This window comes from Pseudomonas sp. AAC (genome assembly GCF_000725445.1).
Taxonomy (GTDB): Bacteria; Pseudomonadota; Gammaproteobacteria; order Pseudomonadales; family Pseudomonadaceae; genus Pseudomonas; species Pseudomonas citronellolis.
In genome coordinates this window covers 334,605-359,111 of sequence record NZ_KL647101.1, presented here as the reverse complement: position 1 = coordinate 359,111, position 24,507 = coordinate 334,605, and the positions used below count along the sequence as shown (strand labels likewise).

Annotated in this window: 26 protein-coding genes and 1 pseudogene; 12 read left to right on the top strand and 15 right to left on the bottom strand. The window is 67.3% G+C overall.

Features of this window, described 5'->3' with window-relative positions; translation table 11 throughout:
• Positions 1 to 327 precede the first annotated feature (327 nt).
• The 7 genes from FG99_RS27030 to FG99_RS27000 form a co-directional block, all read right to left on the bottom strand.
• Entirely contained in the window at positions 328 to 1,659 is a 1,332-nt protein-coding gene (locus tag FG99_RS27030) for a DUF58 domain-containing protein (protein WP_043273293.1), read from the bottom strand.
• Entirely contained in the window at positions 1,656 to 2,666 is a 1,011-nt protein-coding gene (locus tag FG99_RS27025) for an AAA family ATPase (protein WP_009615810.1), read from the bottom strand. The genes FG99_RS27030 and FG99_RS27025 overlap by 4 nt, the downstream gene beginning before the upstream one ends.
• Positions 2,663 to 3,937, bottom strand: coding sequence for a DUF4350 domain-containing protein (locus tag FG99_RS27020; protein WP_043273292.1), 1,275 nt, complete (start codon positions 3,935 to 3,937; stop codon positions 2,663 to 2,665). Before FG99_RS27020 ends, FG99_RS27025 begins: the two co-directional genes overlap by 4 nt.
• The gene (locus FG99_RS27015) at positions 3,934 to 5,505 is read right to left on the bottom strand and encodes a DUF4129 domain-containing protein (RefSeq protein WP_043273291.1); all 1,572 of its coding nucleotides are present in this window, start codon (positions 5,503 to 5,505) and stop codon (positions 3,934 to 3,936) included. Before FG99_RS27015 ends, FG99_RS27020 begins: the two co-directional genes overlap by 4 nt.
• Positions 5,492 to 6,475 (bottom strand): stage II sporulation protein M, encoded by a 984-nt coding sequence (locus FG99_RS27010; protein ID WP_009615817.1) that lies wholly within the window; start codon positions 6,473 to 6,475, stop codon positions 5,492 to 5,494. Before FG99_RS27010 ends, FG99_RS27015 begins: the two co-directional genes overlap by 14 nt.
• Complete coding sequence (locus FG99_RS27005; protein ID WP_043273289.1) at positions 6,472 to 7,197, bottom strand: RDD family protein; 726 nt, start codon at positions 7,195 to 7,197, stop codon at positions 6,472 to 6,474. The genes FG99_RS27010 and FG99_RS27005 overlap by 4 nt, the downstream gene beginning before the upstream one ends.
• Positions 7,198 to 7,287: 90 nt before the next feature.
• Complete coding sequence (locus tag FG99_RS27000; RefSeq protein ID WP_043273288.1) at positions 7,288 to 8,043, bottom strand: integral membrane protein; 756 nt, start codon at positions 8,041 to 8,043, stop codon at positions 7,288 to 7,290.
• Between the two features lie 116 nt (positions 8,044 to 8,159).
• Here FG99_RS27000 and sbcB point away from each other — a divergent pair, with 116 nt between their 5' ends.
• Positions 8,160 to 9,593 (top strand): exodeoxyribonuclease I, encoded by a 1,434-nt coding sequence (sbcB, locus tag FG99_RS26995; RefSeq protein ID WP_043273287.1) that lies wholly within the window; start codon positions 8,160 to 8,162, stop codon positions 9,591 to 9,593.
• A gap of 83 nt (positions 9,594 to 9,676) precedes the next feature.
• On the opposite strand, the gene mvaT is transcribed toward sbcB, so the two are convergent.
• Positions 9,677 to 10,051 (bottom strand): histone-like nucleoid-structuring protein MvaT, encoded by a 375-nt coding sequence (mvaT, locus tag FG99_RS26990; RefSeq protein WP_009615827.1) that lies wholly within the window; start codon positions 10,049 to 10,051, stop codon positions 9,677 to 9,679.
• 251 nt (positions 10,052 to 10,302) lie between these two features.
• Between mvaT and purU the strand changes: the two genes are divergently transcribed.
• From purU to FG99_RS26975, 3 genes are all read left to right on the top strand, one after another.
• The gene (gene purU, locus FG99_RS26985; protein ID WP_009615828.1) at positions 10,303 to 11,154 is read left to right on the top strand and encodes a formyltetrahydrofolate deformylase; all 852 of its coding nucleotides are present in this window, start codon (positions 10,303 to 10,305) and stop codon (positions 11,152 to 11,154) included.
• Between the two features lie 185 nt (positions 11,155 to 11,339).
• Entirely contained in the window at positions 11,340 to 11,525 is a 186-nt protein-coding gene (locus tag FG99_RS26980; protein WP_043273286.1) for a hypothetical protein, read from the top strand.
• 26 nt (positions 11,526 to 11,551) lie between these two features.
• Positions 11,552 to 12,535 carry a zinc-dependent alcohol dehydrogenase family protein gene (locus FG99_RS26975; RefSeq protein ID WP_043273285.1) on the top strand — a complete coding sequence of 328 codons (984 nt, stop codon included), beginning with the start codon at positions 11,552 to 11,554 and terminating at the stop codon, positions 12,533 to 12,535.
• Positions 12,536 to 12,943: 408 nt separating this feature from the next.
• On the opposite strand, the gene FG99_RS26970 is transcribed toward FG99_RS26975, so the two are convergent.
• The 3 genes from FG99_RS26970 to upp form a co-directional block, all read right to left on the bottom strand.
• Complete coding sequence (locus FG99_RS26970; RefSeq protein WP_043273284.1) at positions 12,944 to 13,945, bottom strand: glucosaminyl phosphatidylglycerol flippase; 1,002 nt, start codon at positions 13,943 to 13,945, stop codon at positions 12,944 to 12,946.
• Positions 13,946 to 14,155: 210 nt separating this feature from the next.
• Positions 14,156 to 15,445 (bottom strand): uracil-xanthine permease family protein, encoded by a 1,290-nt coding sequence (locus FG99_RS26965; protein ID WP_043273283.1) that lies wholly within the window; start codon positions 15,443 to 15,445, stop codon positions 14,156 to 14,158.
• A 3-nt stretch (positions 15,446 to 15,448) separates the two neighbouring features.
• Complete coding sequence (gene upp, locus FG99_RS26960) at positions 15,449 to 16,087, bottom strand: uracil phosphoribosyltransferase (RefSeq protein ID WP_009615833.1); 639 nt, start codon at positions 16,085 to 16,087, stop codon at positions 15,449 to 15,451.
• A 216-nt stretch (positions 16,088 to 16,303) separates the two neighbouring features.
• On the opposite strand from upp, the gene FG99_RS26955 reads away from it, so the two are divergent.
• The 3 genes and pseudogenes from FG99_RS26955 to FG99_RS31690 all read left to right on the top strand — a co-directional run.
• Positions 16,304 to 16,861, top strand: a complete 558-nt coding sequence (locus FG99_RS26955) for a hypoxanthine-guanine phosphoribosyltransferase (protein ID WP_009615834.1) — start codon at positions 16,304 to 16,306, stop codon at positions 16,859 to 16,861.
• A gap of 3 nt (positions 16,862 to 16,864) precedes the next feature.
• Positions 16,865 to 17,341: a WbuC family cupin fold metalloprotein gene (locus tag FG99_RS26950; protein ID WP_043273282.1), complete on the top strand. Its 477-nt coding sequence runs from the start codon at positions 16,865 to 16,867 to the stop codon at positions 17,339 to 17,341.
• A 7-nt stretch (positions 17,342 to 17,348) separates the two neighbouring features.
• A pseudogene (locus FG99_RS31690) lies at positions 17,349 to 17,522 on the top strand (aldehyde dehydrogenase family protein); the annotation flags it as partial.
• A 254-nt stretch (positions 17,523 to 17,776) separates the two neighbouring features.
• On the opposite strand, the gene FG99_RS32315 reads toward FG99_RS31690, so the two are convergent.
• Positions 17,777 to 17,941: a hypothetical protein gene (locus FG99_RS32315; RefSeq protein WP_156060103.1), complete on the bottom strand. Its 165-nt coding sequence runs from the start codon at positions 17,939 to 17,941 to the stop codon at positions 17,777 to 17,779.
• A 133-nt stretch (positions 17,942 to 18,074) separates the two neighbouring features.
• On the opposite strand from FG99_RS32315, the gene FG99_RS26945 reads away from it, so the two are divergent.
• The 3 genes from FG99_RS26945 to FG99_RS26935 all read left to right on the top strand — a co-directional run bounded on the left by FG99_RS26945 (position 18,075) and on the right by FG99_RS26935 (position 19,539).
• On the top strand, positions 18,075 to 18,560 hold the full coding sequence (locus FG99_RS26945) for a hypothetical protein (RefSeq protein ID WP_043273280.1): 486 nt from the start codon (positions 18,075 to 18,077) through the stop codon (positions 18,558 to 18,560).
• Positions 18,561 to 18,641: 81 nt separating this feature from the next.
• Positions 18,642 to 18,929 carry a PA4642 family protein gene (locus FG99_RS26940; RefSeq protein WP_043273279.1) on the top strand — a complete coding sequence of 96 codons (288 nt, stop codon included), beginning with the start codon at positions 18,642 to 18,644 and terminating at the stop codon, positions 18,927 to 18,929.
• Positions 18,930 to 19,137: 208 nt separating this feature from the next.
• Positions 19,138 to 19,539, top strand: coding sequence for a VOC family protein (locus tag FG99_RS26935; protein WP_009615843.1), 402 nt, complete (start codon positions 19,138 to 19,140; stop codon positions 19,537 to 19,539).
• A 61-nt stretch (positions 19,540 to 19,600) separates the two neighbouring features.
• Here FG99_RS26935 and mqo read toward each other — a convergent pair whose 3' ends face one another.
• Positions 19,601 to 21,085: a malate dehydrogenase (quinone) gene (gene mqo, locus FG99_RS26930; RefSeq protein WP_043273278.1), complete on the bottom strand. Its 1,485-nt coding sequence runs from the start codon at positions 21,083 to 21,085 to the stop codon at positions 19,601 to 19,603.
• A 513-nt stretch (positions 21,086 to 21,598) separates the two neighbouring features.
• On the opposite strand from mqo, the gene FG99_RS26925 reads away from it, so the two are divergent.
• Complete coding sequence (locus FG99_RS26925) at positions 21,599 to 22,186, top strand: YajG family lipoprotein (protein WP_009615848.1); 588 nt, start codon at positions 21,599 to 21,601, stop codon at positions 22,184 to 22,186.
• Between the two features lie 64 nt (positions 22,187 to 22,250).
• Here FG99_RS26925 and FG99_RS26920 read toward each other — a convergent pair whose 3' ends face one another.
• A complete protein-coding gene (locus tag FG99_RS26920) occupies positions 22,251 to 22,460 on the bottom strand; it encodes a hypothetical protein (RefSeq protein ID WP_009615850.1) in 210 nt (69 codons plus the stop codon).
• 271 nt (positions 22,461 to 22,731) lie between these two features.
• On the opposite strand from FG99_RS26920, the gene FG99_RS26915 reads away from it, so the two are divergent.
• Positions 22,732 to 23,019: a hypothetical protein gene (locus FG99_RS26915; RefSeq protein ID WP_009615852.1), complete on the top strand. Its 288-nt coding sequence runs from the start codon at positions 22,732 to 22,734 to the stop codon at positions 23,017 to 23,019.
• A 68-nt stretch (positions 23,020 to 23,087) separates the two neighbouring features.
• Here FG99_RS26915 and FG99_RS26910 read toward each other — a convergent pair whose 3' ends face one another.
• Positions 23,088 to 24,398: an IS4 family transposase gene (locus FG99_RS26910; RefSeq protein ID WP_043268243.1), complete on the bottom strand. Its 1,311-nt coding sequence runs from the start codon at positions 24,396 to 24,398 to the stop codon at positions 23,088 to 23,090.
• Positions 24,399 to 24,507 lie beyond the last annotated feature (109 nt).

The following is a 24,507-nucleotide window of genomic DNA, read 5'->3' as shown; positions in this document are numbered from 1 at the left end:
GGCGGTACGCGAATGATACGTGTAGGACGGGCCCTGCCCGCGATTCGCGCGCAGGGCGCGCTCCTACATGTGCGTGGCGTGTGGGGCGACCCGTAGGAGCGGATCTCATCCGCGAATCGCGCCGATACGCCAGGCTATCGCGGACAAGGTCCGCTCCTACGAGTGCGGGAGAAACGCCGTCGTAGGATGGTGTTGAGCGAAGCGATACCCATCGCCACCGTCGGCCGTGCCACCGGGACGTCCGGCGGGGCCGGTGAATCCAATCGCGGACGGAGTCCGCTCCTACATCCGTGCTTCCCTGGAACCTACGCGCAATGCAGGCGCCGGTCACAGCGTCCCGGCGCGCTTCCAGCCCAGGTAGCGACTGACCAGTTCCGGACCCAGCTGGCTGGGCCTGGCGTCCAGCACCGGCACGCCATTGGCCAGCAGTTTCTCGTGCAGGCCGGCGCGGGCGTTCAGGTAGTCCAGGGCGCCGCAATAGGTCAGCGCTTCCTCGTAGCCCTGCACCGGCGTTTGCCGCAACTGGTCGAGCACTTCCTCGCGCAGGCTGGCGACCAGCACGCGGTGCTGGCGGCCCAGGCGGCGCACCGCGCCCAGCAGTTCCTCGTCGTCCTCGTCGCGCAGGTTGGTCACCAGCACCACCAGGGCGCGGCGGCGCTGGCGCGTGAGCAGGGCCTGCACGGCGGCGGCGTAGTCCGCCGGGCGCTGGCTGCTGTCCAGGTCGTAGACGGCGTTGAGCAGCGCGCCCAGCTGGGCATTGCCCTTGGCCGGCGGCAGGTGGCGCGGCCGCTCGCCGGCGAAGGTCTGCAGGCCCACGGCGTCGCCCTGGCGCAGGGCCACGTAGGCCAGCAGCAGGCTGGCGTTGAGGGCGTGGTCGAAGTGCGAGAGGTCGCCGTCCTTGCTGCGCATGTGGCGGCCGCAGTCGAGCAGGAAGAGAATCTGCTGGTCGCGTTCGTCCTGGTATTCGCGGGCGATGGGCGTGCGTTTGCGCGCGGTGGCCTTCCAGTCGATCTGGCGCAGGGTGTCGCCGTCGCGGAATTCGCGCAGCTGGTGGAATTCCAGGCCCAGGCCGCGGCGCTGGCCGGGGCGCACGCCGATGCGGCTTAGCCAGTGGTCCACGGCCATCAGCTCGGCGCCGTAGATGCGCGCGAAGTCGGGGTAGACGCGGGTTTCGTCGCGCACCTCGAGGAAGCGCCGGCCGCGCCACAGGCGCAGCGGGCTGGGCAGTTCCAGCTCGCAGCGGGGGAAGACGAAGTGGCCGCGCTGCAGCGGCCGCACGCGGTAGCCGAGCTGGGTGGTCTCGCCCGGGTGCAGTTCCGCGGCCAGGGGCAGGTGCTCGAAGTCCATGCCCGAAGGCAGGTGGTCGAACAGCGTCACCCGCAGGCGCTGATCGAAGCCATGCTGCAGTTGCAGGCGTACCTCGCTCCAGCGCCCCAGTGGCAGGTTGCCGGCCAGTTGGCGTTGCAGGCGCGGGCTGGGCAGGCGGCGCAGCCACAGGGCATCGCCCAGGGCCAGGCCGAGCAGGGCCAGCAGCAGGACCCACCACAGCTGTTGCAGCCAGGCCGGCGCCGGGCTGCCCAGGGCCGTGGCGCTGCCCAGGCCGATGGCGGCCAGGGCCAGCGCGGCGAGCAGCGCGAGCAGGACGCGCGATGGCTTCATAGGCGCGGCGCCGGTACCTGGTCGAGCAACTGTTGCAGCACCTGGTCCACCGACAGGCCTTCGATGTCCAGCTCCGGCGACAGCCGCACGCGGTGGCGCAGCACGGCCAGGGCACAGCCTTTCACGTCGTCCGGAATCACGAAGTCGCCGCCGCGCAGCAGCGCGCGGGCGCGGGCGCAGCGCACCAGGGCGATGGACGCGCGGGGCCCGGCGCCCAGGGCCAGGCCGGGCCAGCTGCGGGTGGTGCGGGCGATGCGCACGGCGTAGTCGAGCACCTGGTCGTCGATGGCCAGGTCGGCGGCGATCTTCTGCAGCGCCAGCACGTCCTTGTCCTTGAGCAGCGGGCGCAGCGGCGCCACGTCGAGCATGTCGCTGCGCGCCGAGCGCGTCACCTGGCGCACCAGGGTCTGTTCCTCGGCCTCCTGCGGGTAGTCCATGCGCAGCTTGAGCATGAAGCGGTCCAGCTCGGCCTCGGGCAGCGGGTAGGTGCCTTCCTGCTCGATGGGGTTCTGCGTGGCCAGCACCATGAACGGCTGCGGCACCGGCAGGGCGCGGCCTTCCAGGGTGACCTGGCGTTCCTGCATCACTTCCAGCAGCGCCGCCTGGGTCTTGGCCGGGGCGCGGTTGATCTCGTCGGCCAGCAGCAGGTTGGTGAAGGCCGGGCCCTTGCGCAGCTTGAACTGCTCGCTGGCCAGGTCGTACACGGCGTGGCCGGTGACGTCGCTGGGCATCAGGTCGGGGGTGAACTGGATGCGCGCGAAGGCGCCGTCGAAGCAACGGGCCAGGGCGCGCACCAGGAGCGTCTTGCCCAGCCCCGGCACGCCCTCGACCAGGATGTGGCCGCCGGCGAGCAGGGCGGTGAGCACGTCGTCGATCACCCCGACCTGGCCGATCAGGGCCTTCTGCAGTTCGTGGCGCAGGGCCTGGGCCAGTTGGCTGGCGCGCTGGCGCTGGGCCGCCGGGTTGGCGGACGGGGTGGCGCTGGGTTCGGGCGTCTGTTCGCTCATAGGGCATTCCTGAGGCTTTGCAGGTGGGCGACCTGGCGGGTGAATTCGGCGGCGCTCATGCGTGGCGCCGGGTAGGGCCGCATGGCCTGGCTGATGGCGCTGACCGGCAGGCGCGTCATGCGCCCGAGCAGTTGCCACTGTTCGGCGATCGGCAGGCGTTCGAAGCCCGGCTGGCGCTGCCGCGCGCGGCGCAGCACGTCGCGCTGCAGGCCTTGCACCAGGGCCACGTGGCCGCGCTGGCGGAGCAGGAAGTCGGCGCCGGCGCGCAGGTGTTCCACCAACTGCCGGCGGGCGCCGCTGGGCACCGGTTGCAGCGGGCCCTGGCGCTGGCCGGCGCGCCACAGCAGCAGCGCCAGCAGCAGGGCGAGGGCGACCAGCGCCTGCGGGTAGTTGCGCAGCAGCAGGTTGAGCAGGCTGTCGCCGTCGGCGCGGTAGACCAGGGTGACGGAGCTGTCCTGGGTCAGGTACCAGAGCAGCCAGGCGTTGTCGTAGGCGTCGAGGTTGGCGGTCTGCCAGATCCAGTTGTCGGTCAGCACCGTGACCAGGCCGTCGCCCAGCTGCAGTTGCAGCAGGTGGGTGGCGTCGTGGCTGTTGGCCCAGGCGTAGGCGAGGTTCTTCGAGTCGTAGAGGTGGTACTCGGTGTCGAAGCCGATGTAGGCCGGGGCCTGCTCGTTCTCCAGGTAGAGCTTGGTCAGGTCCGGGTAGGCGTCCGCGTCCTCTTCTTCCCCGGCCTTGGCCGGGTCCGCCGCGGGGGACGCTGGCTGCTCGACGCCCTTGGGCGGCGGCACCTTGGCCGGCGGTGCGGTCTCGCCGTCGGCCTCGGGCTTGTCGGCGCTGGCGCCCTTGTCCAGGTCCTCGGTCAGGTATTGCTGGATGCCCAGCGGGTCGAGCAGCAGGTCGCCGCTCTTGCCGTCCTTCTCGTCCCACAGGCGCTCGGCGGTGACGATCAGGTGGCCGCCGCGGCGCGCCCAGTCGAGCAGGGCGCGGTTCTGCGCGGGGGTGACGTTCTCGCGGCCGCCCAGCAGGATCAGGGTATGCCCCTGGCTGGGCAGGTTGTCGAGCACCTCCAGGCCCTTGGCGCTGTCGACACGCAGGCCGCGGCTGCGGAGGAAGCGTTCGGCGGCCAGGTAGGGATTGGCCCGCACCTCGGGGGAGGGGCCGTGTTCGATCTTCTCCGGGTAGGGCCGCAGGTTCTGGTACAGGTACCAGCCCACGGCGGCGCCGACCAGCAGCACCAGCAGGCCGAGCAGCCAGCGAGTGGAGCGGCTCATGCCGGCGCTCCCGGGCCGAATAGCCGGCGCCAGCCGTCGCACAGCGCCTGGCGCAGTTCGCCGGGCGGCGGGCGGTGGCCGTAGGCGAGGGCCTGCCAGTGGCCGGTCAGTTCCCGCGCGTAGCTGTCCAGCTCGGGTTGCTGCAGGCCTTCCACCTGGCCCAGCACTTCGCCTTCGGTGCTGGAGTCGCGCAGCGGCACCCGGTAGTCGTGCAGCAGGCGGCTGAGCAGGGCGCGGTAGAGCAGGCCCAGCGCCGCGCGGGGTTGCTCGTCCCAGAGCCGTTCGGCGGCGCTGGCGACGTCCTCGGGCAGGCTTTCCGGCGCCAGTTCCAGGCCGAACAGCACCGCCGGCGCCTCGCGCGGGGCCTTCTGCGGCAGGCCCAGGCGGCTGGCGAACAGGCGCAGCCATTCGCGGTAGCGCCACAGCAGCAGGACCACGGCGGCGATCAGCGCGGCCCACAGCAGCGTCTGCAGCGATTGCAGGATCAGGCCCAGCGGCCGCCAGTGGGCCAGGGCCTCGAAGAAGGCCTTGAGGTCGTCCTCGTTGCCCTTGCCGGCCTTCTCCCTGGGCGGTTCGCCCAGGCGCCAGCGGGTGACCGTCTCGCTGTTGCGGAAGGGCGGGGCGTCGAGCAGGGCATCGACGGCTTGGCGCGACTGTTCGCTGGTCAGCTTCTGGTGCAGCAGGCGCGCGGCTTCGGGGCCGTTCGGGTCCTGGTTGGGCAGCGGGCAGCTGGTGGCGCTTTCCGCGGCCCAGGGCGCGCTGCCGGGCAGCATCGCCAGGGCGCCGGCGCACACCAGCAGCAGGGCGTAGGCGCTGCCCACCAGGCGCTGGCGCAGGCGGCGGAACACCAGTTCGATGTCCCAGGCCTCCAGCTCGGTGCGGCGGTTGAGGTAGAGGGTGAATCCGCAGGCCACGTAGACCGGTTCCCAGACCACCAGGACCAGCGCGTAGAGCAGGTTGGACAGGTGCTCCAGCCATTGCCAGTCGCCTTGCAGGGCGTCCAGCAGGGCTTGCCACTTCCAGTCCGACAGCCATTGCTGCGGCAGCATCAGGTAGAGCAGCGCCATCAGCCCCAGGTACAGGGCCAGCTCGAAGTGCATGCCGACCACCGTCAGCCAGGTGGCGCCGCCGGCGTTGCGCTGGCCCAGCACCACCAGGCGCTGGCTGCGCGCCGCGCCGGCCAGGCCCTCCAGTTGCAACACAGGCAGGTCGAAGCTGCGCGTCGGGCTGAAGCGCCGCCACAGCAGGCTGGGCAGCAGCTGGCGCCGCAGCAGGCCGGGGAAGGCGCGCAGGGCCTCGCGCAGCGTCGGGGTGTCGGCGAACAGGGCGCGGGAGAGGATGTACAGCGGCAGGCGCTCGAAGGCCGGCTTCAGCCACCAGAAGATCAGGATGGCCAGGCTGGAGTAGTCCCACAGCAGCAGGCTGAGCACGGCGAACACCGGCAGCGTGACCAGCGCCCAACTGGCCATCAGCAGCCCGGCATGCCGCCGCGCCAGGAGCACGCCGAGGTCCAGCGCCTCCCAGGCGCTGCGCGGGCGGATCGCCACGCTGGCGTCAGTCAGGCGCATGGCGTTGGCGTCCGGCGAACAGGAAGTAGCTGCCGACCAGCAGCCAGAGCGCGGCGCCGACGCCGTACTTGACCGTGGCCGGGAAGCGCGTGAGCGAGGACCAGTAGCCCTCGACGAAGGCGGCGACGAGCAGCAGCAGGATCACCCCGGCGACCAGCTGGATGGCCTTGGCCGCGGCCTGGCGCAGTGCCTCGCCGCGGCTCAGGCGCCCCGGGGCGAGCAGCGCCCAGCCGAGCTTGAGCCCGGCGGCGCCGGCGAAGGTGACGGCGGTCAGCTCGAAGGCGCCGTGGCCGATGACGAAGGACCAGAAGGTCTGCACGTAGCCGATCTGCGTCAGGTGGCCGGCCACCGCGCCTATCATCAGGCCGTTGAAGAACAGGAAGAACAGGCTGCCCAGGCCGAACAGCAGGCCGCTGGCGAAGGTCTGGAAGGCGATGCCGATGTTGTTCATCACGTAGAAGGCGAACATCTGCCAGTTGTCCCCGGCGCCGCGCTCGCCCAGCGGCCCCAGGCGCGCGGCGTCGGGGGCGTACATGCTTTCCATCTCCGCCACCCGTTCGGCGCTGAGCACGCTGTAGACCAGGTCGGGGAAGCAGTACACCAGCACGCCCATGAGCAGCAGGGTGCCGTAGAACAGCAGGCTGGCGACGGCGATGGCGCGCCACTCTTCGCGCACCAGGCGCGGGAAGCCGGCCAGCAGGAAGCCGATCAGCCGCGAGCCGAGGTGGCTGCGGTGGCGGTAGAACTGCTGGTGGCCGCGCATGGCCAGCTGCTGCAGGTGGTCGATCAGGTGGCTGCTGTAGCCGCGGTCCTGGGCCAGGGCCAGTTGCTGGCAGAGGCTGCGGTAGTCGCTGGCGAAGTCGCCGTCGCGGGTGGATTCCTCGCGCTTGCCGCTCTCCAACTGCTCCAGGCGCTTGGCGAAGCGTTTCCAGTCGTTGCGGTGGCGCTGCTCGAACAGGCTCTGCTTCATGGCGCCAGGCCTCCGCCGAGCAGGCCGCTGGCAATGCCGGCCAGGCGCGCCTCGGCCTGTTCCGCGGGCACGCCCAGGGGCTCGGCGAGAATCCCCGCCAGCTCCTCGCGGCGCGCCGCCGACAGGCCCGCGGCGCGTTCGCTGAAGCCGGTGACGGCGCGCTGCTCGGCCAGGCTCAGCGGGCACGGCGGCAGTTGCGGCGGCACCTGGGGAACCGGCGGCCGGCTCGGTGGCGGGTCGCGGTAGATCACCAGGGTGCCGGCGGCCAGGTCGCCCAGGCGCTTGAACGCCGGGTTGGACAGGCAGGCGAGCAGGCCCAGGGTATAGCCGAAGGGCAGGATGTCGGCGAAGCGCAGCAGGTTGCGCAGCAGCGAGGCAGGCCAGCCGACCGGCGTGCCGTCGTCGTGGACCACGCGCAGGCCCATGACCTGCTTGCCGGGCGAGCGCCCCTGGTTGAGCACTTCGAACAGGACCATGTACCACCAGGTGACGAGGAAGGTGAGCAACAGGCCAAGGCCGGTGCCCAGTTGGCCGAGGAAGGCCAGCAGGATGTACATCACCAGCATCAGCAGCACGCGGATGCCCAGGTCGATCAGGTACGCCAGGGCGCGGGCCACCGGCCCGGCCGGACGCAGCAGCAGGTCGATGCCTTCCGGGGTTTCCACCTGGTAGCGGGTGTCCAGCGGTGGGCTGGCGGGGCGTGGTGGCGCGGCGGCGATCAAGGGCGTTGGCAGTCGCTAGAGGGAAAGTCCGATGCTAGCCAGCGCCGCCCTGCTAGGCAACCAGGGCGGCGGGCAATTCCGGGCTGTTTCTCAGTTGGCCGGCGGCAAGACGCCGAAGATGGTGCGGTAGAGCACGCCGATGGCGATGAAGGCCAGCGGCAGCGTCCAGACCAGGCCGATCAGCAGCGGGATGGCGCTGAGCAGCATGATCAGGCCGAGCGCCAGGAACAGGCCGAAGACCTTGAACCAGTGCTGGCCGATGGCTTTGCGCGAGGCCTCCATGGCCTGCCAGGGCGACAGACCGCGCTCCACCACCAGCGGGATGGCCAGGGCATAGGAGACGCCCAGGTAGATGCCCGGCAGCACCAGCAGGATCAGGCCCAGGTAGGTCAGCACGGTGATCGCGAGGCCGGTGACGAGCAGCGGGACGAACAGGCCGAAGTAGGCGAACAGCTCGTTGATGGTCGCCGGCTGGTCGGCGGCGCGACGGATGCCGATCATGTTCAGCCCGGCCAGCAGCGGGTAGCAGAGCGCGCCGGCGAGGACGCTGACGAGGATTTGCAGCACGCTGGGTTCGGAGTCGTGGATCAGGCCCAGCAGGCCGAGGACGAAGGCGATGACGAAGCTCAGCAGGTTGACCGCCACGGCGTAGATGATCGCCGCGACCACCAGCGTGCCCTTCATGCCCTTGACCTTGTGCCAGGCTTCGCCCAGCACGTCGCCGATGCGGAAGTCGTAGCCGCGGGCGAGGGCTTCCTCGATGCTGGGCGCGCCCGCGCCCGTGGGGTTCTGCTGCAGCTGGCTGGCCGGTGTCGCGTAGGGGTTCTGTTCGAATTCCTGGTTCATATGAGCCAATCCTTGGTGATGTGAAGGAAACCGCGCCTACACCATAACCCATACCGAGGTTCCGGGCAGCCCGCGGGGGGATGGTAGACTGCCCGGCCAGGCCAAGGGAGAGCGTCATGACCGCCAGCATCTTCTGGTACGACTACGAGACCACCGGCATCGACCCGCGCCGCGACCGCCCGTTGCAGGTCGCCGGCATCCGCACCGACGAGGCGCTCAACGAGATCGAGGCGCCGCTGAACTTCTACTGCCGCCCCAGCGACGACATATTGCCGCACCCGGCGGCCTGCCTGATCACCGGCATCACTCCGCAGCGCCTGGAAGAGCAGGGCCTGGGCGAAGCCGAGTTCATGACCCGCCTGCACGCCGAGCTGTCGCGCCCGGGCACCTGCGTGGCCGGCTACAACACCCTGCGCTTCGACGACGAAGTCACCCGCTACAGCCTCTACCGCAACTTCTTCGACCCCTACGCCCGCGAATGGCAGGGCGGCAACAGCCGCTGGGACCTCATCGACCTGGTGCGCACCGCCTACGCGCTGCGCCCGGAAGGCATCCAGTGGCCGCTGAACGACGAGGGCGTGGTCACCCTGAAGCTGGAGCGCCTGACCGAGGCCAACGGCCTGGAGCACGGCCAGGCCCACGACGCGCTGTACGACGTGCGCGCGACCATCGCCATGGCCCGGCTGCTCCGCCAGCGCCAGCCCAAGCTCTACGACTTCCTCTACCGCCTGCGCGGCAAGCACGCGGTGCTCGACCAGGTGCAACTGCTCAAGCCGCTGGTGCACGTGTCCGGGCGTTTCTCGGCGGCGCGCAGCTTCCTGTCGCTGGTGCTGCCGCTGGCCTGGCACCCGCGCAACCGCAACGCCCTGATCGTCTGCGACCTGGGGCTGGACCCGGCGCCGTTGCTGGAACTGGACGCCGAGACCCTGCGCCAGCGCCTGTACACCCGCCGCGAGGAGCTGGGCGAGGGCGAGCTGCCGGTGCCGCTGAAGCTGGTGCACGTCAACCGCTGCCCGGTGCTGGCGCCGCTGGCGGTGCTGCGCGAGCAGGACCAGGCGCGCCTGGGCATCGACCTGGCGGCCTGGCAAGCGCGCGCGCAGGTGCTGGTCGAAGGCAAGCCGCAGTGGCAGGACAAGCTGGCCGCGATATATGAACAAGAGAACTTCCCCGGCGTCGCCGATCCGGAACAGCAGCTATATGACGGTTTTATCGGCGACCGTGACCGGCGGCTCTGCGAACAGGTACGCCAGGCGGACCCCGTGCGCCTGGGACGAGAACAATGGCCATTCGACGATCCGCGCCTGGTGGAACTTCTGTTCCGTTATCGCGCGCGGAATTTTCCGGAAACTTTGTCTACGGCCGAGCAGGAACAATGGCGGGAGTTCTGCCGTTGCCGGCTGATGCTCGACGAGTACGGCGCGCCCAATACCCTGGCGAACTTCGAAGTGGCTCTGGCCGAACAGCTCGAAAATACTGGGCTGCAGGGCAGGGCATTGCTGCAGGAGTGGCAGGCATATGCCGCAGTCTTGCGTCAGCGTTATTGCCTTTAGTGTTCGACGAGTTCTTCGCGGGCAATAAAAAACGCCAGCCGAAGCTGGCGTTTTCGCAATGCGCGTGACGCGGCGGGGCGGGCTCAGCCCAGCAGGGTGGCCCAGCTCTCGACGGTGTCGGCGCCCCACTTGGCCTTCCATTCCTTGAGCGTCTTGTGGTTGCCGCCCTTGGTTTCGATGACTTCGCCGTTATGCGGGTTCTTGTATTGCTTGACCTTGCGCGCGCGCTTGCTGCCGGTGGCCTTGGCGGCACGCGGGGCCTTGCTCAGTTTGGCGTCCGGATCGAGCAGCGCGAGGATGTCGCGCAGGGACTTGCCATAGCTGCCCATGAGCGTGCGGAGTTTCTCTTCGAACTCCAGTTCCTTCTTCAGCTTGTCGTCCTTTTCCAGGGACTTGAGGCGCTCTTGAAGTTCCTTGATGGCTTCTTCGGTGGCGCGGTACTCATTGATCAGTGACATGTCGGCGTACCTTGTCTTGAGGTCAAGCGTTGCTGGAATATTAGTACTCCCAATAATAGTCAGCCGATTTGTTCGAGTAAACCATTGGATAAAGTTTTCTGGCTACTTAACGTAATATTTAAGTTGCTTCGATAGACGTATTGTCCGCGCACTTAAATCAGGACCTGTCCGAATGTCCCTTGGCGGCGGTCGCGGTTTTCCCGGGCAGCCGCTAGAATGGCGGCCTTCGCGAAGTATCTGGAGCCACACCCATGCGCACTTTCCGACTGGTGATCGCCTGTCCCGACGGGGTCGGCATCGTCGCCAAGGTGAGTAATTTCCTGGCCACTTACAACGGCTGGATCACCGAGGCCAGTCATCACTCCGACAACGACAACGGCTGGTTCTTCATGCGGCACGAGATTCGCGCCGACTCCCTGCCGTTCGACCTCGACGGGTTCCGCCAGGCCTTCGCCCCCATCGCCCGCGAGTTCAACATGGTCTGGCGCATCACCGACTCGGCGGTGAAGAAGCGCGTGGTGCTGATGGCCAGCCGCGAGTCGCACTGCCTGGCCGACCTGCTGCACCGCTGGCACAGTGGCGAGCTGGACTGCGAGATCCCCTGCGTGATCGCCAACCACGACGACCTGCGCAGCATGGTCGAATGGCACGGCATCCCCTACTTCCACGTGCCGGTGGATGCGAAGAACAAGCAGCCGGCCTTCGACGAGGTGTCGCGGCTGATCGACGAGCACCAGGCCGACAACGTGGTGCTGGCGCGCTACATGCAGATCCTGCCGCCGGACCTGTGCCAGAAGTACCGCCACCAGGTGATCAACATCCACCACAGCTTCCTGCCCTCGTTCATCGGCGCCAAGCCCTACCACCAGGCGTCGCTGCGCGGCGTGAAGCTGATCGGGGCGACCTGCCACTACGTCACCGAGGAACTGGACGCCGGCCCGATCATCGAGCAGGACGTGGTGCGCGTGAGCCACCGCGACAACGTCGAGGAGATGGTGCGCCTGGGCAAGGACGTGGAAAAGATGGTGCTGGCGCGCGGTTTGCGCTATCACCTGGAAGACCGCGTGCTGGTGCACGATAACAAGACAGTGGTGTTCGACTGAGGACCTGTCCACGATCTGCTGCGCGTCGGCATAACGGCGTTAAAAACAGGCGAGCGATGCTCATTTAGCGGACTAAACTGCGCTCTCTCGCCTGTTTCTGCCTTGTTCTGCTCTAGCTCGCGAGATCGTAAACAGGCCCTGAGCCGCGTCGGCCGGGCGAACCCGCATTGCAGGAGAGTCCGGCCATGTCCGACGAGAAAGCCCCCGGCACAGCCACCCCGCCGCCCACCCTGGGCGAGGGCTGTACCAGCCGCTACGACATCGATGCGCTGAGCGAGGAGGACGGCACCGAGTTCCCCGGCGCCGCCGAACTCTGGCGCGAACTGCAGGACGACGGGGCGCGCCCCGAGGCGCTGCCGAAGAAACCCTAGCCGAATCGCCCGTGTGGAGGTGACCCATGCGCGCCATGCTGCTCGAACAGGTGGGCCAGCCGCTGCGACTGCGCGAGCTGCCCGTGCCGCAACCCGGCCCAGGTGAGCTGCGCGTGCGCGTGGCGGCCTGCGGGGTGTGCCGTACCGACCTGCACGTGGTCGACGGCGAACTGCCGGCGGTGCCCCTGCCGGTGATCCCCGGGCACGAGATCGTCGGTTACGTCGATGCCCTAGGCGCAGGCGTCGAGGGTTTCGCCCTGGGCCAGCGGGTCGGCGTGCCCTGGCTGGGGCATACCTGCGGTCACTGTCCGCCCTGTACCCGCGACCAGGAAAACCTCTGCGACGCGCCGCAGTTCACCGGCTACACCCGGCCGGGAGGCTATGCCGAGTACGTGGTGGCCGATGCGCGTTTCACATTCGCCCTGGGCGAAGCGGGCGACGATGCCGAGCTGGCGCCGCTGCTCTGCGCCGGGCTGATCGGCTGGCGCTCGCTGGTCAAGGCCGGCGACGGCCGGCGCCTGGGCCTGTACGGCTTCGGCGCGGCGGCGCACATCGTGCTGCAGGTGGCGCGCTGGCAGGGGCGCGAGGTCTATGCCTTCAGCCGTCCCGGCGACCACGCCGCCGAGGCTTTCGCCCGCTCGCTGGGCGCCGTCTGGGCCGGGCCGTCCGACCAGGCGCCGCCGCAGCCGCTGGACGCGGCGATCATCTACGCCCCGGCCGGAGAGCTGGTGCCTGCCGCGTTGCGTGCCGTGCGCAAGGGTGGCCGGGTGGTGTGCGCCGGCATCCACATGAGCGACATTCCGAGCTTCCCCTATTCGATCCTGTGGGGCGAGCGCGAGCTGGTTTCGGTGGCCAACCTGACCCGCCGCGACGGCCTGGAGTTCTTCCCCGTCGCCGCCCGGGCCGGGGTACGCACCGAGGTGCAGCGCTATCCGCTGGAGCAGGCGAACCAGGCCCTGGACGATCTGCGCCACGGGCGTTTCCAGGGCGCGGCGGTGTTGGTGCCGTAAAGGGTGGGGGCCTGGTGTGGAGGCCCGGCCATCGCGGACGGAGTCCGCTCCTACGACCGTGCTGCGGGCTGAGTTGAGGTGCTCTTCGTAGGAGCGAGCTTGCTCGCGAACAGATTTTCCCGGCAGCTGCGGTGACATGCGGTTCGCGAGCAAGCTCGCTCCTACGGGAAGCCGTGCCTGTCCGTACGGTAGGACTGCGCCGAGGTGCTTTTCGTAGGATGGGTTGAGCTTGCGATACCCATCGGACCATGGCGATGGGTTTGCCGGACGGTGTAGGAGCGGATCTTATCCGCGAAACGCGCCGGTGGTTCCGGCTATCGCGGACAAGGTCCGCTCCTACACTGCCCCATCCGCGCCATTCCCCTGTAGGAGCGCGCCCTGCGCGCGAAATCGCCGGCAGGGCCGGCGCTAGGCGTCGCGGTTGCGCAAGCCGATCAGGCGGCGCAGCAGCGGGCGTCCGGCCATGATGGCGAACACCGGCGCGCCCGCCACCAGGTAGAAGTAGTAGGTCACCACCCGCCAGACCAGGATGGCCGCGGCCGCGGTCGGCTTGCCCACCAGCGGGCTGAGCATCGCCAGCGAGGTCAGCTCGGTGCCGCCGGCGCCGCCCGGCAGCAGGGTGGCCAGGCCGGCGGCCAGGGACAGCAGCTGGATCAGGAAGGTCCAGGCCCAATGCAGCTCCACGCCCATGGCCTGGAGGATCAGGTAGAGCACCGAGAAGCGCAGCAGCCAGTGGCTGCTGGTGAGCAGGAACACCAGCGCCAGGCGCCTGCGCGGCTGCTTGAGGCTGGTGGCGATGCTGTCGCGGAAGTGCAGCAGCTTGCGCGCCCAGTGCAGGCGCCGCCGCGGCTTGACGCCCAGGCGCGCCAGCAGGCGGCCGTTGGCGCGGATCACACGGCGCTGGAAGCGCGCCAGCAGCACCACGCCGAACAGGATGCCGCCCAGCAGCACGGCGCTGACCAGCAGCGAGGATTCCAGGTTCGGGCTCAGGCTGTGGGACAGCGTGTAGCACAGCACCACCAGCAGGGCGCTGAGGAAGAACAGCAGGTCGCTCAACTGGTCGACGGCGAAGATCGCGCTGCTCTGCGCCGGGCGCAGGCCGCGGCGGGCCAGCAGGGCCATCAGCGTCAGCGGCGCGCCGCTGCCGCCGGGGGTGGCGTAGAAGGCGAATTCCGAGGCCATGATGATGCCGATCGACTGCCGCTGGCTCAGCGGCCCGGCGCGGCCGGCCAGCAGCACGCGCAGCTTCTGGGCGTTGATCAGCCAGCACAGCAGGATCATGCCGAGCAACAGCAGCAGGTTGTCCAGCGGGAAGCTCGCCAGTTGCTCGAGCATCGGCCGGCCACCCAGCACCAGCGGCACCAGCGAGGCGCCGAGCAGGGCGATCAGCAGCCACCAGGCGCGGCTCATGGCCGGGCCTCGCGGCGAGTGGGGCGCGCTCCGTTCAGTTCGGGGCGCGGGGTGTTGCGGCAGACGAAAATGACGGTTACCTCCGGGACTGTGCGCTTCCCTCTTCTGTGGACTACCGCTTCGGGCAGGCGTTCGCAGTCGCTGAGGGGAGTCTACGGCAGCCTCGGCAGTGGCGCCCCGGTCCTTTCGTCGGTCCGGGGCATCCGGGGCTCACGGGTGTTCGGTTTCCTTGGCGCCTTCCTCCAGCGCCTTGTTCTGCCAGCCTTCCTCGCCGGGCAGGATCAGGTTCAGGACGATGGCGACGATGGCGCACAGGGCGATGCCCTTCAGGCCGAAGTCGTCCGGGCCGGTGCCCGAGCCGATCAGCACGCCGCCGATGCCGAACACCAGGGTCACCGAGACGATGCACAGGTTGCGCGCCTGGGACAGGTCGACCTTGTGGCGGATCAGGGTGTTCATGCCCACCGAGGCGATGGTGCCGAACAGCAGGCAGAGGATGCCGCCCATCACCGGCACCGGGATGCTCTGCAGGATGGCGCCGAACTTGCCGACGAAGGCCAGGCCGATGGCGAACGCCGCCGCCCAGGTCATGATCTTCGGGTTGTAGTTCTTGGTCAGCATCACCGCGCCGGTGACTTCCGCGTAGGTGGTGTTCGGCGGGCCGCCGAACAGGCCGGCGGCGGAGGTGGCGATGCCGTCGCCCAGCAGGGTGCGGTGCAGGCCCGGGGTCTTCAGGTAGTTCTTGCCAGTCACCCCGCCCACCGCGATTACCCCGCCGATGTGCTCGATGGCCGGGGCCAGGGCCACCGGGACGATGAACAGGATGGCCTGCCAGTTGAATTCCGGCGCGGTGAACTTCGGCAGCTCCAGCCAGGGCGCGGCGACGATCTTGGCCACGTCGACTACGCCGAACATGAACGACAGCGCGTAGCCCACCAGCACGCCGCTGATGATCGGCACCAGGCGCAGCATGCCCTTGCCGAACACCGCGACTATCAGGGTGGTGACCAGCGCCGGCATGGAGATCAGCATGGCGGTGCGGTAGGGGATCAGCTCGGTGCCGTCGCCGGCCTTGCCCATGGCCATGTTGGCGGCGATGGGGGCCATGGCCAGGCCGATGGAAATGATCACCGGGCCGATCACCACCGGCGGCAGCAGGCGGTCGATGAAGCCGGTGCCCTTGATCTTCACCGCCAGGCCCAGGAAGGTGTAGACGAAGCCGGCGGCGACCACCCCGCCCATGGTCGCGGCCAGGCCGAACTGGCCCTTGGCGAGGATGATCGGGGTGATGAAGGCGAAGCTGGAGGCCAGGAACACTGGAACCTGGCGCCCTGTCACCAGCTGGAACATGAGGGTGCCGAAGCCGGCGGTGAACAGCGCCACGTTCGGGTCCAGGCCGGTGATCAGCGGCATCAGCACCAGGGCGCCGAAGGCGACGAAGAGCATCTGCGCGCCGGCGATGACCTGGCGCCACAGCGGGTCATGGAATTCATCGGCCATGGATCAGTTTTCCTTCTGCTTGGTGCCGAAGATCTTGTCGCCGGCATCGCCCAGGCCGGGGATGATGTAGCCGTTCTCGTTCAGCCCCTGGTCGATCGAGGCGGTATAGATGATGACGTCCGGGTGCGCCTCGGCCACCGCCTTGATGCCCTCGGGCGCGGCCACCAGCACCATGGCGCGGATTTCCCTGCAGCCGGCCTTCTTCAGCAGGTCGATGGTGGCGACCATGGAGCCGCCGGTGGCCAGCATCGGGTCGATGATCAGCGAGCGGCGCTCGGCGATGTCCGGCGCCAGCTTCTCCAGGTAGGTGTGCGCCTGCAGCGTCTCTTCGTTGCGCGCCACGCCCACGGCGCTGACCTTGGCCCCGGGGATCAGGCTGAGCACGCCGTCGAGCATGCCGATGCCGGCGCGCAGGATGGGCACCACGGTGATCTTCTTGCCGGCGATCTTCTCCACCTGCACCGAGCCGGCCCAGCCGGGGATCTCGTAGTTCTCCAGCGGCAGGTCGGCGGTCGCCTCGTAGGTCAGCAGGGCGCCCACTTCCTGGGCCAGCTCGCGGAAATTCTTGGTGCTGATATCGTGGCGGCGCATCAGTCCGATCTTGTGGCGGATCAGGGGATGGCGAATCTCGTGCACGGGCATGGACGGGGTCTCCGGGAGGGGGCTGGCAAAAAATTGCGGTAGCGTAAAGCATCTTAGGGGCAGTTGGCAGTCGGTGCGCGACAAATAGCCGCCGGCCGCCTACTGCCGGAACCCGCCTGGCCTGGCCCGGGATTGTCGGCGACTTTCGTCCGCCGGTACTTGCTCCAGGGCAGAGGGATGGGTACCTTTGCGCACTTTTTCCGGGAGAGCCCGCCAATGTCCGTCGATCTCGCGCACATCCGCCAAGTCATGGCCGAAGCCGATTGCCTGTACAACGACGCCGAAGTGGACGCCGCCATCGGTCGCGTCGCCCAGGCGATCAACGCGGACCTGGCCGAGCGCAACCCGGTGGTGTTCTGCGTGATGAACGGCGGGCTGATCTTCTCCGGCAAGCTGCTGCCGAAGCTGGACTTCCCCCTGGAGCTGTCCTACCTGCACGCCACCCGCTACCGCAACGAGACCACCGGCGGCGAGCTGTTCTGGAAGGCCAAGCCGGAAATCTCCTTTATCGACCGCGACGTGCTGATCGTCGACGACATTCTCGACGAAGGGCACACCCTCTCGGCGATCATCGACTTCTGCCGCCACGCCGGCGCCCGCGAAGTGCACACCGCGGTGCTGATCGACAAGGACCACGACCGCAAGGCGCGCCCGGACCTGAAGGCCAACTACGTCGGCCTGTCCTGCGTGGACCGCTACATCTTCGGCTACGGCATGGACTACAAGGGCTACTGGCGCAACGCCCCGGGCATCTTCGCCGTCAAGGGCCTCTGAGCCGTGGCCGGGCCGCGTTTCCTCGACCAGGTCCTGTTCGCCGGGCTGGCCGGTCAGGCGGCCGCCAGCCCGCGCCGCCGCCAGCATCACAACCTGCACGCGATGGAAGAGCCCTGCCATCGCCTGCTCAATGCGCTGCAGCCGGACACCTACGTGCAGCCGCACTGCCACCGCAGCCCCGACAAGGCCGAGAGCATCATCGTGCTCAGGGGGCGCCTGGGCCTGCTGATCTTCTCCGAGGCCGGCGAACTGCTCGCCACCCGTGAGCTGTCGCCCGAAGGCGACTGCCCCGGCGTGGACCTGCCGCCGGGCACCTTCCACGCCCTGGTGGCGCTGGCGCCGGACAGCCTGATGTTCGAGTGCAAGGCCGGCCCCTACCAGGCCCTGGCCGACGACGAACGCGGCGTCTGGGCCCCGCGCGAGGGCGAGCCCGGCGCGGCTGAATACCTGGCCTGGATGCGGGCGCAGTTTCCCGCCTGAGTGCGAGGCTTTTCGTAGGAGCGAGCGCCTGGAGGCCGGCCACGTCTGGCTGAACTCGCCGCAGGTGGTGTTCCCGCAGACCTCCTGGGGCGGCGGCAAGGCCAGCGGCATAGGGCGCGAGCTGGGGCCCTGGGGGCTGTCGGCGTTCCTCGGCATCAAGCACATCACCGCGCCGCGCTGACACATCGTAGGAAGCACGGTCTTGCAGGCTGCGCCGAGATGCTCTTCGTAGGATGGGTTGAGCTTGCGATACCCATCGGGCCATGGTGATGGGTATCGCTTCGCTCAACACCATCCTACGGGGGGCTGTGTTTGCCGGAGGGCATAGCAATGTAGGGCGCATAGCGCCTACGCCCGTCTTGCAGGCAGCGCCGAGCTCGCCTGCAACGAGCGGACTTTGTCCGCGATAGCCGGATTCCTGAGCGTGTTCACAGGCTAGGGCAGGGATACGCCATGCACGGCGCAAAGGTCCTCCACCAGCGCCTGCAGGGCCTGGTTGTGGCCCGCATCGTCGCACAGCAGCAGGCTGTGCTCGATGCCGTAGCCGAGCCGTTCGGCGAGCAGCGGGCGCAGGTCGAGGTCGGAAACGTTGTGCAGCATGGGGCCTCTGCATCCATCTGGCGGAGCGAATGCATCGAATCTTATCGATGCGTGAAAGCCCCCACCACGTACCTGTACGAGTGCCGCCGGGCCCGTGCTAGAGTGCCGGACGAGTTTTCCCGCGGGGTTCACGATGACGTTGCGCCACCTGTTCTGCCTTGCCTTCCTGGCCTTCTCCGGGCCGCTGTTCGCCGCCGCTGCGCCGGTGGCCCATGCCCAGTTCCTGCCGCCGGACGACAACAACCTGCGCGGCGAGGCGCCGGAGCAGCAGCAACTGCTGCAGGTCACCGAATACAGCGTGGTGCTGGGCAACCAGCGCCAGTCCAACCAGCAGCCGATCCCGATCACCACCCCGGCGCTGCTGCGCCTGAAGGGCAAGCCGCTGAACAAGGGCGGCGCCGTGACCCAGGTGCTGATCAGCTTCGACAGCGAGGGCAAGAGCCTGAAGAAGCCCAGCTACGACGCCGCCAGCCGCACCCTGAGCCTGTCCTACCCGGCCTCGTCCTATACCCAACTGCTCGACCTGCTGCGCCATGGCCCGGTGTTCTGCCAGTTCCTCAGCTATCCCAACGGCCACGTCTGGGCCGACCTGCACAGCGGCGCCGTGCGCCTGCGTTGAGCCGGCGCCCGCCGCGGGGTTACACTGCCCGCCTTTGATGACGGCCGGGCCGTCGACTGGTGCCGTAGAGAGAAGCGAGCGATGCGTAAAGACAAGAAGCAGGTGATTGGCGAAGAGATCGGCGACGAGTCGATCAAGCTGTTCCTCGAGGTCGAACCGGCCGACGACACCCCGCCGTCGCTGCACAAGCTGATCAAGGCCTACCGTGGCCTGCGCATCGACGATTTCGAGCGCTTCGTGAAGTTCTTCGTCGAGGCCGGTTACGACCTCGGCGCGAAGAACGCCAAGGGCGAGGACTTCGTCGCGCTGATCCACGACCAGCGCCAGGCCGAGCCCTACATCGAGGTGATCGAAGCCGCCCGCGGCTGATCGATCTCGCCGTGAAGAAGCCCGCCGTGTGCGGGCTTTTTCGTGCCTGATGCCTGGCCCCGTAGGATGGGTGGAGCGAAGCGATACCCATCGCCATGGCCGCATGGGTTTCGCAAGCTCAACCCATCCTACGAAGAGCGCATCGGCGCAGATCCCCCGCCCCCGCCTAGACTTGCAGGTAGAACAACGACAAGGTGAGGACGCCGACATGCATGTACAGCCCTATCTGTTCTTCCACGGCCAGTGCGACGAAGCCATCGCCTTCTACCAGCAGGCCCTCGGCGCGCAGCTCAACGCGCTGATGCGCTACGAGGAGGCGCCGGGGCCGCTGCAGGTGCCCGACGGCTGGTGCGAGAAGGTCATGCATGCCAGCCTGCAGATCGGCCAGACCGAGGTGTTGATGTCCGACGGCCGCGGCGAGCACGAAGCGCCGTTCAATGGCTTTTCGCTGCACCTGGCCCTGCACAGCGTGGCCGCCGCCGAGAAGGCCTTCGCCGCGCTGGCCGAGGAGGGGCAGGTGGACATGCCGCTGGAGAAGACCTTCTGGGCGCAGCGCTTCGGCATGCTCCACGACCGCTTCGGCGTCGGCTGGATGATCAGCGCTCGCTGAAACGAAGGCTGCACAAACGAAAAGGCCCGCCGGATGGCGGGCCTTTTGCGCTGGCGCTGGATCACTGATCCAGCTGCAGCTTCTGCCAGGTGTAGGCGTTGATCTCGCGGTACGCCGAGGCATCGGTCTCCAGCTGCTTCTCGCGGGCCGGGAAGATTTCCTTGAGCTTGGCGCCCCAGGCTTCGGACTTGTACTGCTGCGGGAAGCAGCGCTCCAGCAGGCCGAGCATGATCGACACGGTGACCGACGCGCCCGGGGAGGCGCCCAGCAGGGCGGCGATGGTGCCGTCCTCCGAGGCCACAAGCTCGGTGCCGAACTGCAGGATGCCGCCTTTCTTGGCGTCTTTCTTGATAATCTGCACACGCTGGCCGGCGGTTTCCAGGCGCCAGTCGGCCGGGTTGGCCAGCGGGTAGAACTTGCGCAGGCTTTCCAGGCGCTGGTCCATGGACTGCATGACTTCGCGCACCAGGTAGCGGGTCAGGTCCATGTTGTCGCGGGCGACCGCCAGCATCGGCATCAGGTTGCTGCCACGCACCGACAGCGGCAGGTCGAGGAAGGAGCCGTGGCGCAGGAACTTGGTGGAGAAACCGGCGTAGGGCCCGAACAGCAGGGACTTCCTGCCATCGACCACGCGGGTGTCCAGGTGCGGCACGGACATCGGCGGGGCGCCGACCTCGGCCTGGCTGTAGACCTTGGCCTGGTGCTGCTTGACCACCTCGGGGTTGTCGCAGCGCAGCCACTGGCCGCTCACCGGGAAGCCGCCGAAGCCCTTGCTTTCCGGGATGCCGGACATCTGCAGCAGCGGCAGCGCGCCGCCGCCGGCGCCGAGGAAGACGAACTTCGCGCGGAGCTTGCGCGACTGGCCGTTCTGGGTGTTCTTGATGTCGACGATCCAGTCCTGGCCGTCGCGCTCAAGGCCCACGACCTTCTGGAAGTAGCTGACCTTCGCGCCGTCCTGCTTGCCCAGGCGGGCCAGCAGCTGGTTGGTCAGGGCGCCGAAGTTGACGTCGGTGCCATGCTCCACACGGGTGGCGGCGACCTGCTCGTCGGCCGGGCGGCCGGGGATGGTCAGCGGCGCCCACTGGCCCAGCTGCTCGCGGTCCTCGGTGTAGACCATGGACTCGAAGGCGTGGTGCTGGCTCAGCGTCTCGAAGCGCTTCTTCAGGAAGGGCACGTCCTTGCCACGGACGAAGCTCAGGTGCGGCACCGGGTTGATGAAGTTGCGCGGATTGCCGAAGCCTTCCTTGTCCACCAGGTGCGCCCAGAACTGCTTGGACACCTCGAACTGGGCGTTGATCTGCACCGCTTTCTTGATGTCGATGGAGCCATCGGCGGCCTGCGGCGTGTAGTTCAGCTCGCAGAGGCCGGCGTGGCCGGTGCCGGCGTTGTTCCAGGGGTTGGAGCTCTCGATGGCTCCGGACTCCTGCAGTTCGACGATCTCCAGGCGGGTGCCGGGTTCGACTTCCTTCAACAGGGTCGCCAGGGTTGCGCTCATGATGCCGGCGCCAACCAGCAGCACATCCAACGCTTCGTGTTCGTTCGCCATTCTCGCTCGCCACACTCTCGTGAAGTAGTGAAAAACCTTCAAATCACGCTCTTATGGAGACGTGAAGCTCAAAGGGGGTCGTCGCTGCGGGCGGGTCCGGACTCGGTACGGAGGGGACTCGCGGCAATCCTTGCCTGAAAGTGTCGTCGCAACGATCGGTACAAAGCGCGGGACCGGTGGCCACGGCGCAATTGGCGACTCTCTAGGAGGGTGTGACAGGCCGACGGGCGCAAGGCTGTCGTGCTGTGGGACCCGATCAGGAGGCGTCCTTATAATCGGGGCGCGATTATAACGACGAAAAGCAAAAAAAGCCCTCGTACTTAGACTTTTTTCCGAGTTCCAGTCACCGGATTTCCTATTTTTGCACCAATATGGTGCGCCATGCCCTTGCGCATGTCGCCGCCAAGGAACCTGCAACAAAGTGCCAGCGTCCAAGCTGCAGAGCGCTATCAGGGCGCTCCGACGGCCGGTATACTGCCCGCCGTTCCGAGCCCAACCCATGGAGACACGAACATGTTGCAGCGCCTGTTGCTCAGTCTGATCGCCGCCGGCACCCTGGCCTTGTCCGGCTGTGCCCTCAGCCCGCAACAACTGAACCCGGACCCGGTATTCAAGGGCCAGCCGGTCGCCGTCGGCCAGGGCCAGCCGGTGGTGGTGAAGGTGGTCGACGGCCGCCAGAGCACCGAGCTGGGCACCCGTGGCGGCCTCTACTCGGAGACCAGCGCGGTCACCGTGCGCAGCCAGGACGTGATTCCCAAGCTGCAGGCGCAGACCGAGGCGGCGGTGCGCCTGCTCGGCTTCACTCCCTCGCCGAATGCCTATAACGCCCCGACCCTGACCCTCACCCTGGCCGAGCTGAAGTACCAGTCGCCCAAGGACGGCATCTACGTCACCGAGGCCACCATAGGCGCGACCTTCCGCGTCGACGTGCAGGCCGGCGGGCGCCGCTACAACGGCCGCTACGGCTCCAGCCTGAACCAGCGCTTCGGCATGGCGCCGAACCAGCAGACCAACACCAAGCTGGTCAGCGACGTGCTCAGCGACGCCCTGGACCGCGTGTTCAAGGACCCGACCATCGGGCAGACGCTGAACCAGCGCTGATCGTCCTGGCGCGAATGAAAAAGCCCGGCACTCGCCGGGCTTTTTCGTTCATGGTCGCGGGAATTCAGGCGGCGGCCTGGCGGAACGGGTCGGTCTCGTAGGCCGGCTGGCGCTCGTCGGCTTCCGGCAGGTCCAGGTGTTCGTGGCCGCAGGCCTGGCAGTACACCAGCCAGTGGTCGTCCTGGACGTTGAAGGAGAGGTCGGTGACCACGGCTTCGATTTCATCCAGATGTTCGATCAGGTAGGCGCTTTCGTGGGGTACGATTTCGAGCATGGCGAATCTCCTAGGCGGGATACCGGATGGCGAAAGGTGACTAGCCAGTCACGTGCCAGGTGTCGGAAAAGGCTTAGAACCCTTCTCGATAAGGCTGACGTTCGTCGTGAATAAGACGACCGAACTGGCTGTGCCTTCCTCCTGACAGATACAATCGGGCGTCTTTCTTTCAGTCCTGTGACGCACCCGCTGCGGTTCGTCGCTTCGTACAGAACTCGGCCTTGGCGCTTTCTGGCTTCCGGGCGTGCAGTCCTGAAGTGTGGAGGTCGTGATGTCGCTGCAGGCGCTCTGGAATCTGTTCCAGGCCCATCCCGCCCGGGTTCTCAACGACCTGGCATTGTTCTTCGCCCTGGCCGGCGCCTGGCTGCTGCTGGCCACCCGCCGGCGCGAGCGCCAGGCCCTGCAACGCCTGGTCGCCGGTGGCGAGGGCGTGGCCGCGCCGCTGGCCGAGGCCGAGCCTTCGACGGCCAGGATCAACCGCTTCTTCTACCTCTTCGGCTTCGCCTGCCTGGCCCTGGCCGTCGCGCTGAGCCAGTACAGCACGCACCTGCCGGGCTGAAAACGCACCGTCGCGATGCAAAAGGGCGCCCATGGGCTAATGCCAGTCAGTTAAGCTGACTGGCATTTTCATTTTCGTGTCGAATATTTTGCTGGTCGCTGCTTCACCGTTCTCGGGAACCAGCGATCAGGTCGCCGATGAGGTAGGACATACTGCGCCGCTGAGGCCTGCAAATCTGCCAGAAATCCTGGCAAGTTACCGGGATGGTTCAGCGACGTGCCATGCAGCAAGCCCAGGATTGCCCAACTGCAGGCGGTAAAACTCATTTCGCATGGGTATACCCCCGGGCACTGCCTCGACATCTGTACCATCTGATAACGTAACAGGTTGTAGCCCAGCAGCACGCCCCACAGTTCTTGCGCAATCATCTCCGGAGTCTTGCTTCTCAGGGTGTATTCGCCGCCCAAAAGTCCTTGCTTGATCTCCCGATAGCCCAGTTCGATTTCCCAGCGCTGACTGTAAAGATCGACGATCTCATCGCCAGGGAAACGCAGCGGATCGGTCATTGAGGTCAAGACGCTCACCACCTTTCCTTTGATCGTTTTGCTCAGCAACCTCGCTCGAATTTCCAACGGCAAGTCTGGCCATTGTTTGCGAGCCTGAGGCGATGTACGCAGAACGACCTGGGCATCATTGCGCCCAAGCTTGTGCTCTACCTCATACTGAGTGCCCTTTTTCAAAGGGATCAGCCAGTGTCGATGCTCGCCGTGCGATTGCCAGTGATGCAGCAAGCCCAACGAGTAGAAACCTTTGTCGAACAGGGTCAACGAATGATTCGGCGTGGTGGCGATCAGCTGTTCTGCCAGCTTCATTTCGCTACTGTGATAGCCCTCGAAAGTGCTGCTTATCAGTAGATGGCTGGTCAGCTCCATCTGACAGACCATCCGAACTTGAGGAAAGCTGCCGTCACCATGCTGGTTGGTCGCGCTGCCGTAGCACGCACGATTTTCTGCGGTATCAGGCGTATTCCAGACAACGCCGTCCACGCCAAGCAGCGTCAATCCCAACCACTGCGGATGTTTGGTTTCTTCGTGCCATCGCTGCTGGGTCAGCGTAAAGACTTCGCGTACAGCTTCGCTACCCAGCCGCTGCCGCCCTTGCACAACAGCGCTGGGCGCCACCAGCGGCCGCTTGCCCGGTAGCATGATGTCCATGTGGTTCACGACATCCCAAGCCGACATCCGGCGGAACAACGCCATGCCGATGATGCACCACACCAGGCTTTCAAGCGGAAGACGACGCTTGCGAATGGTCGAGACACCTGCAGTCTCGAAAGCCTGTTTCACGATGTCTGGATCGAGCAAAGCTCCCAGCCCCTCCAGCGCATGAGGCCGCGATGCCATTTCGTGAGTGAGGGACAGGGCTTGTGACAGGCGCATAAAAAATCCGATGCTCGTTTCCAAGCATCGGATTTTGCGGCCTGCAGACTAAAGGTCAATGTGTCAGCCTTAACTGACTGGCATTAGCCCATGGGCGCCCTTTTCGTTC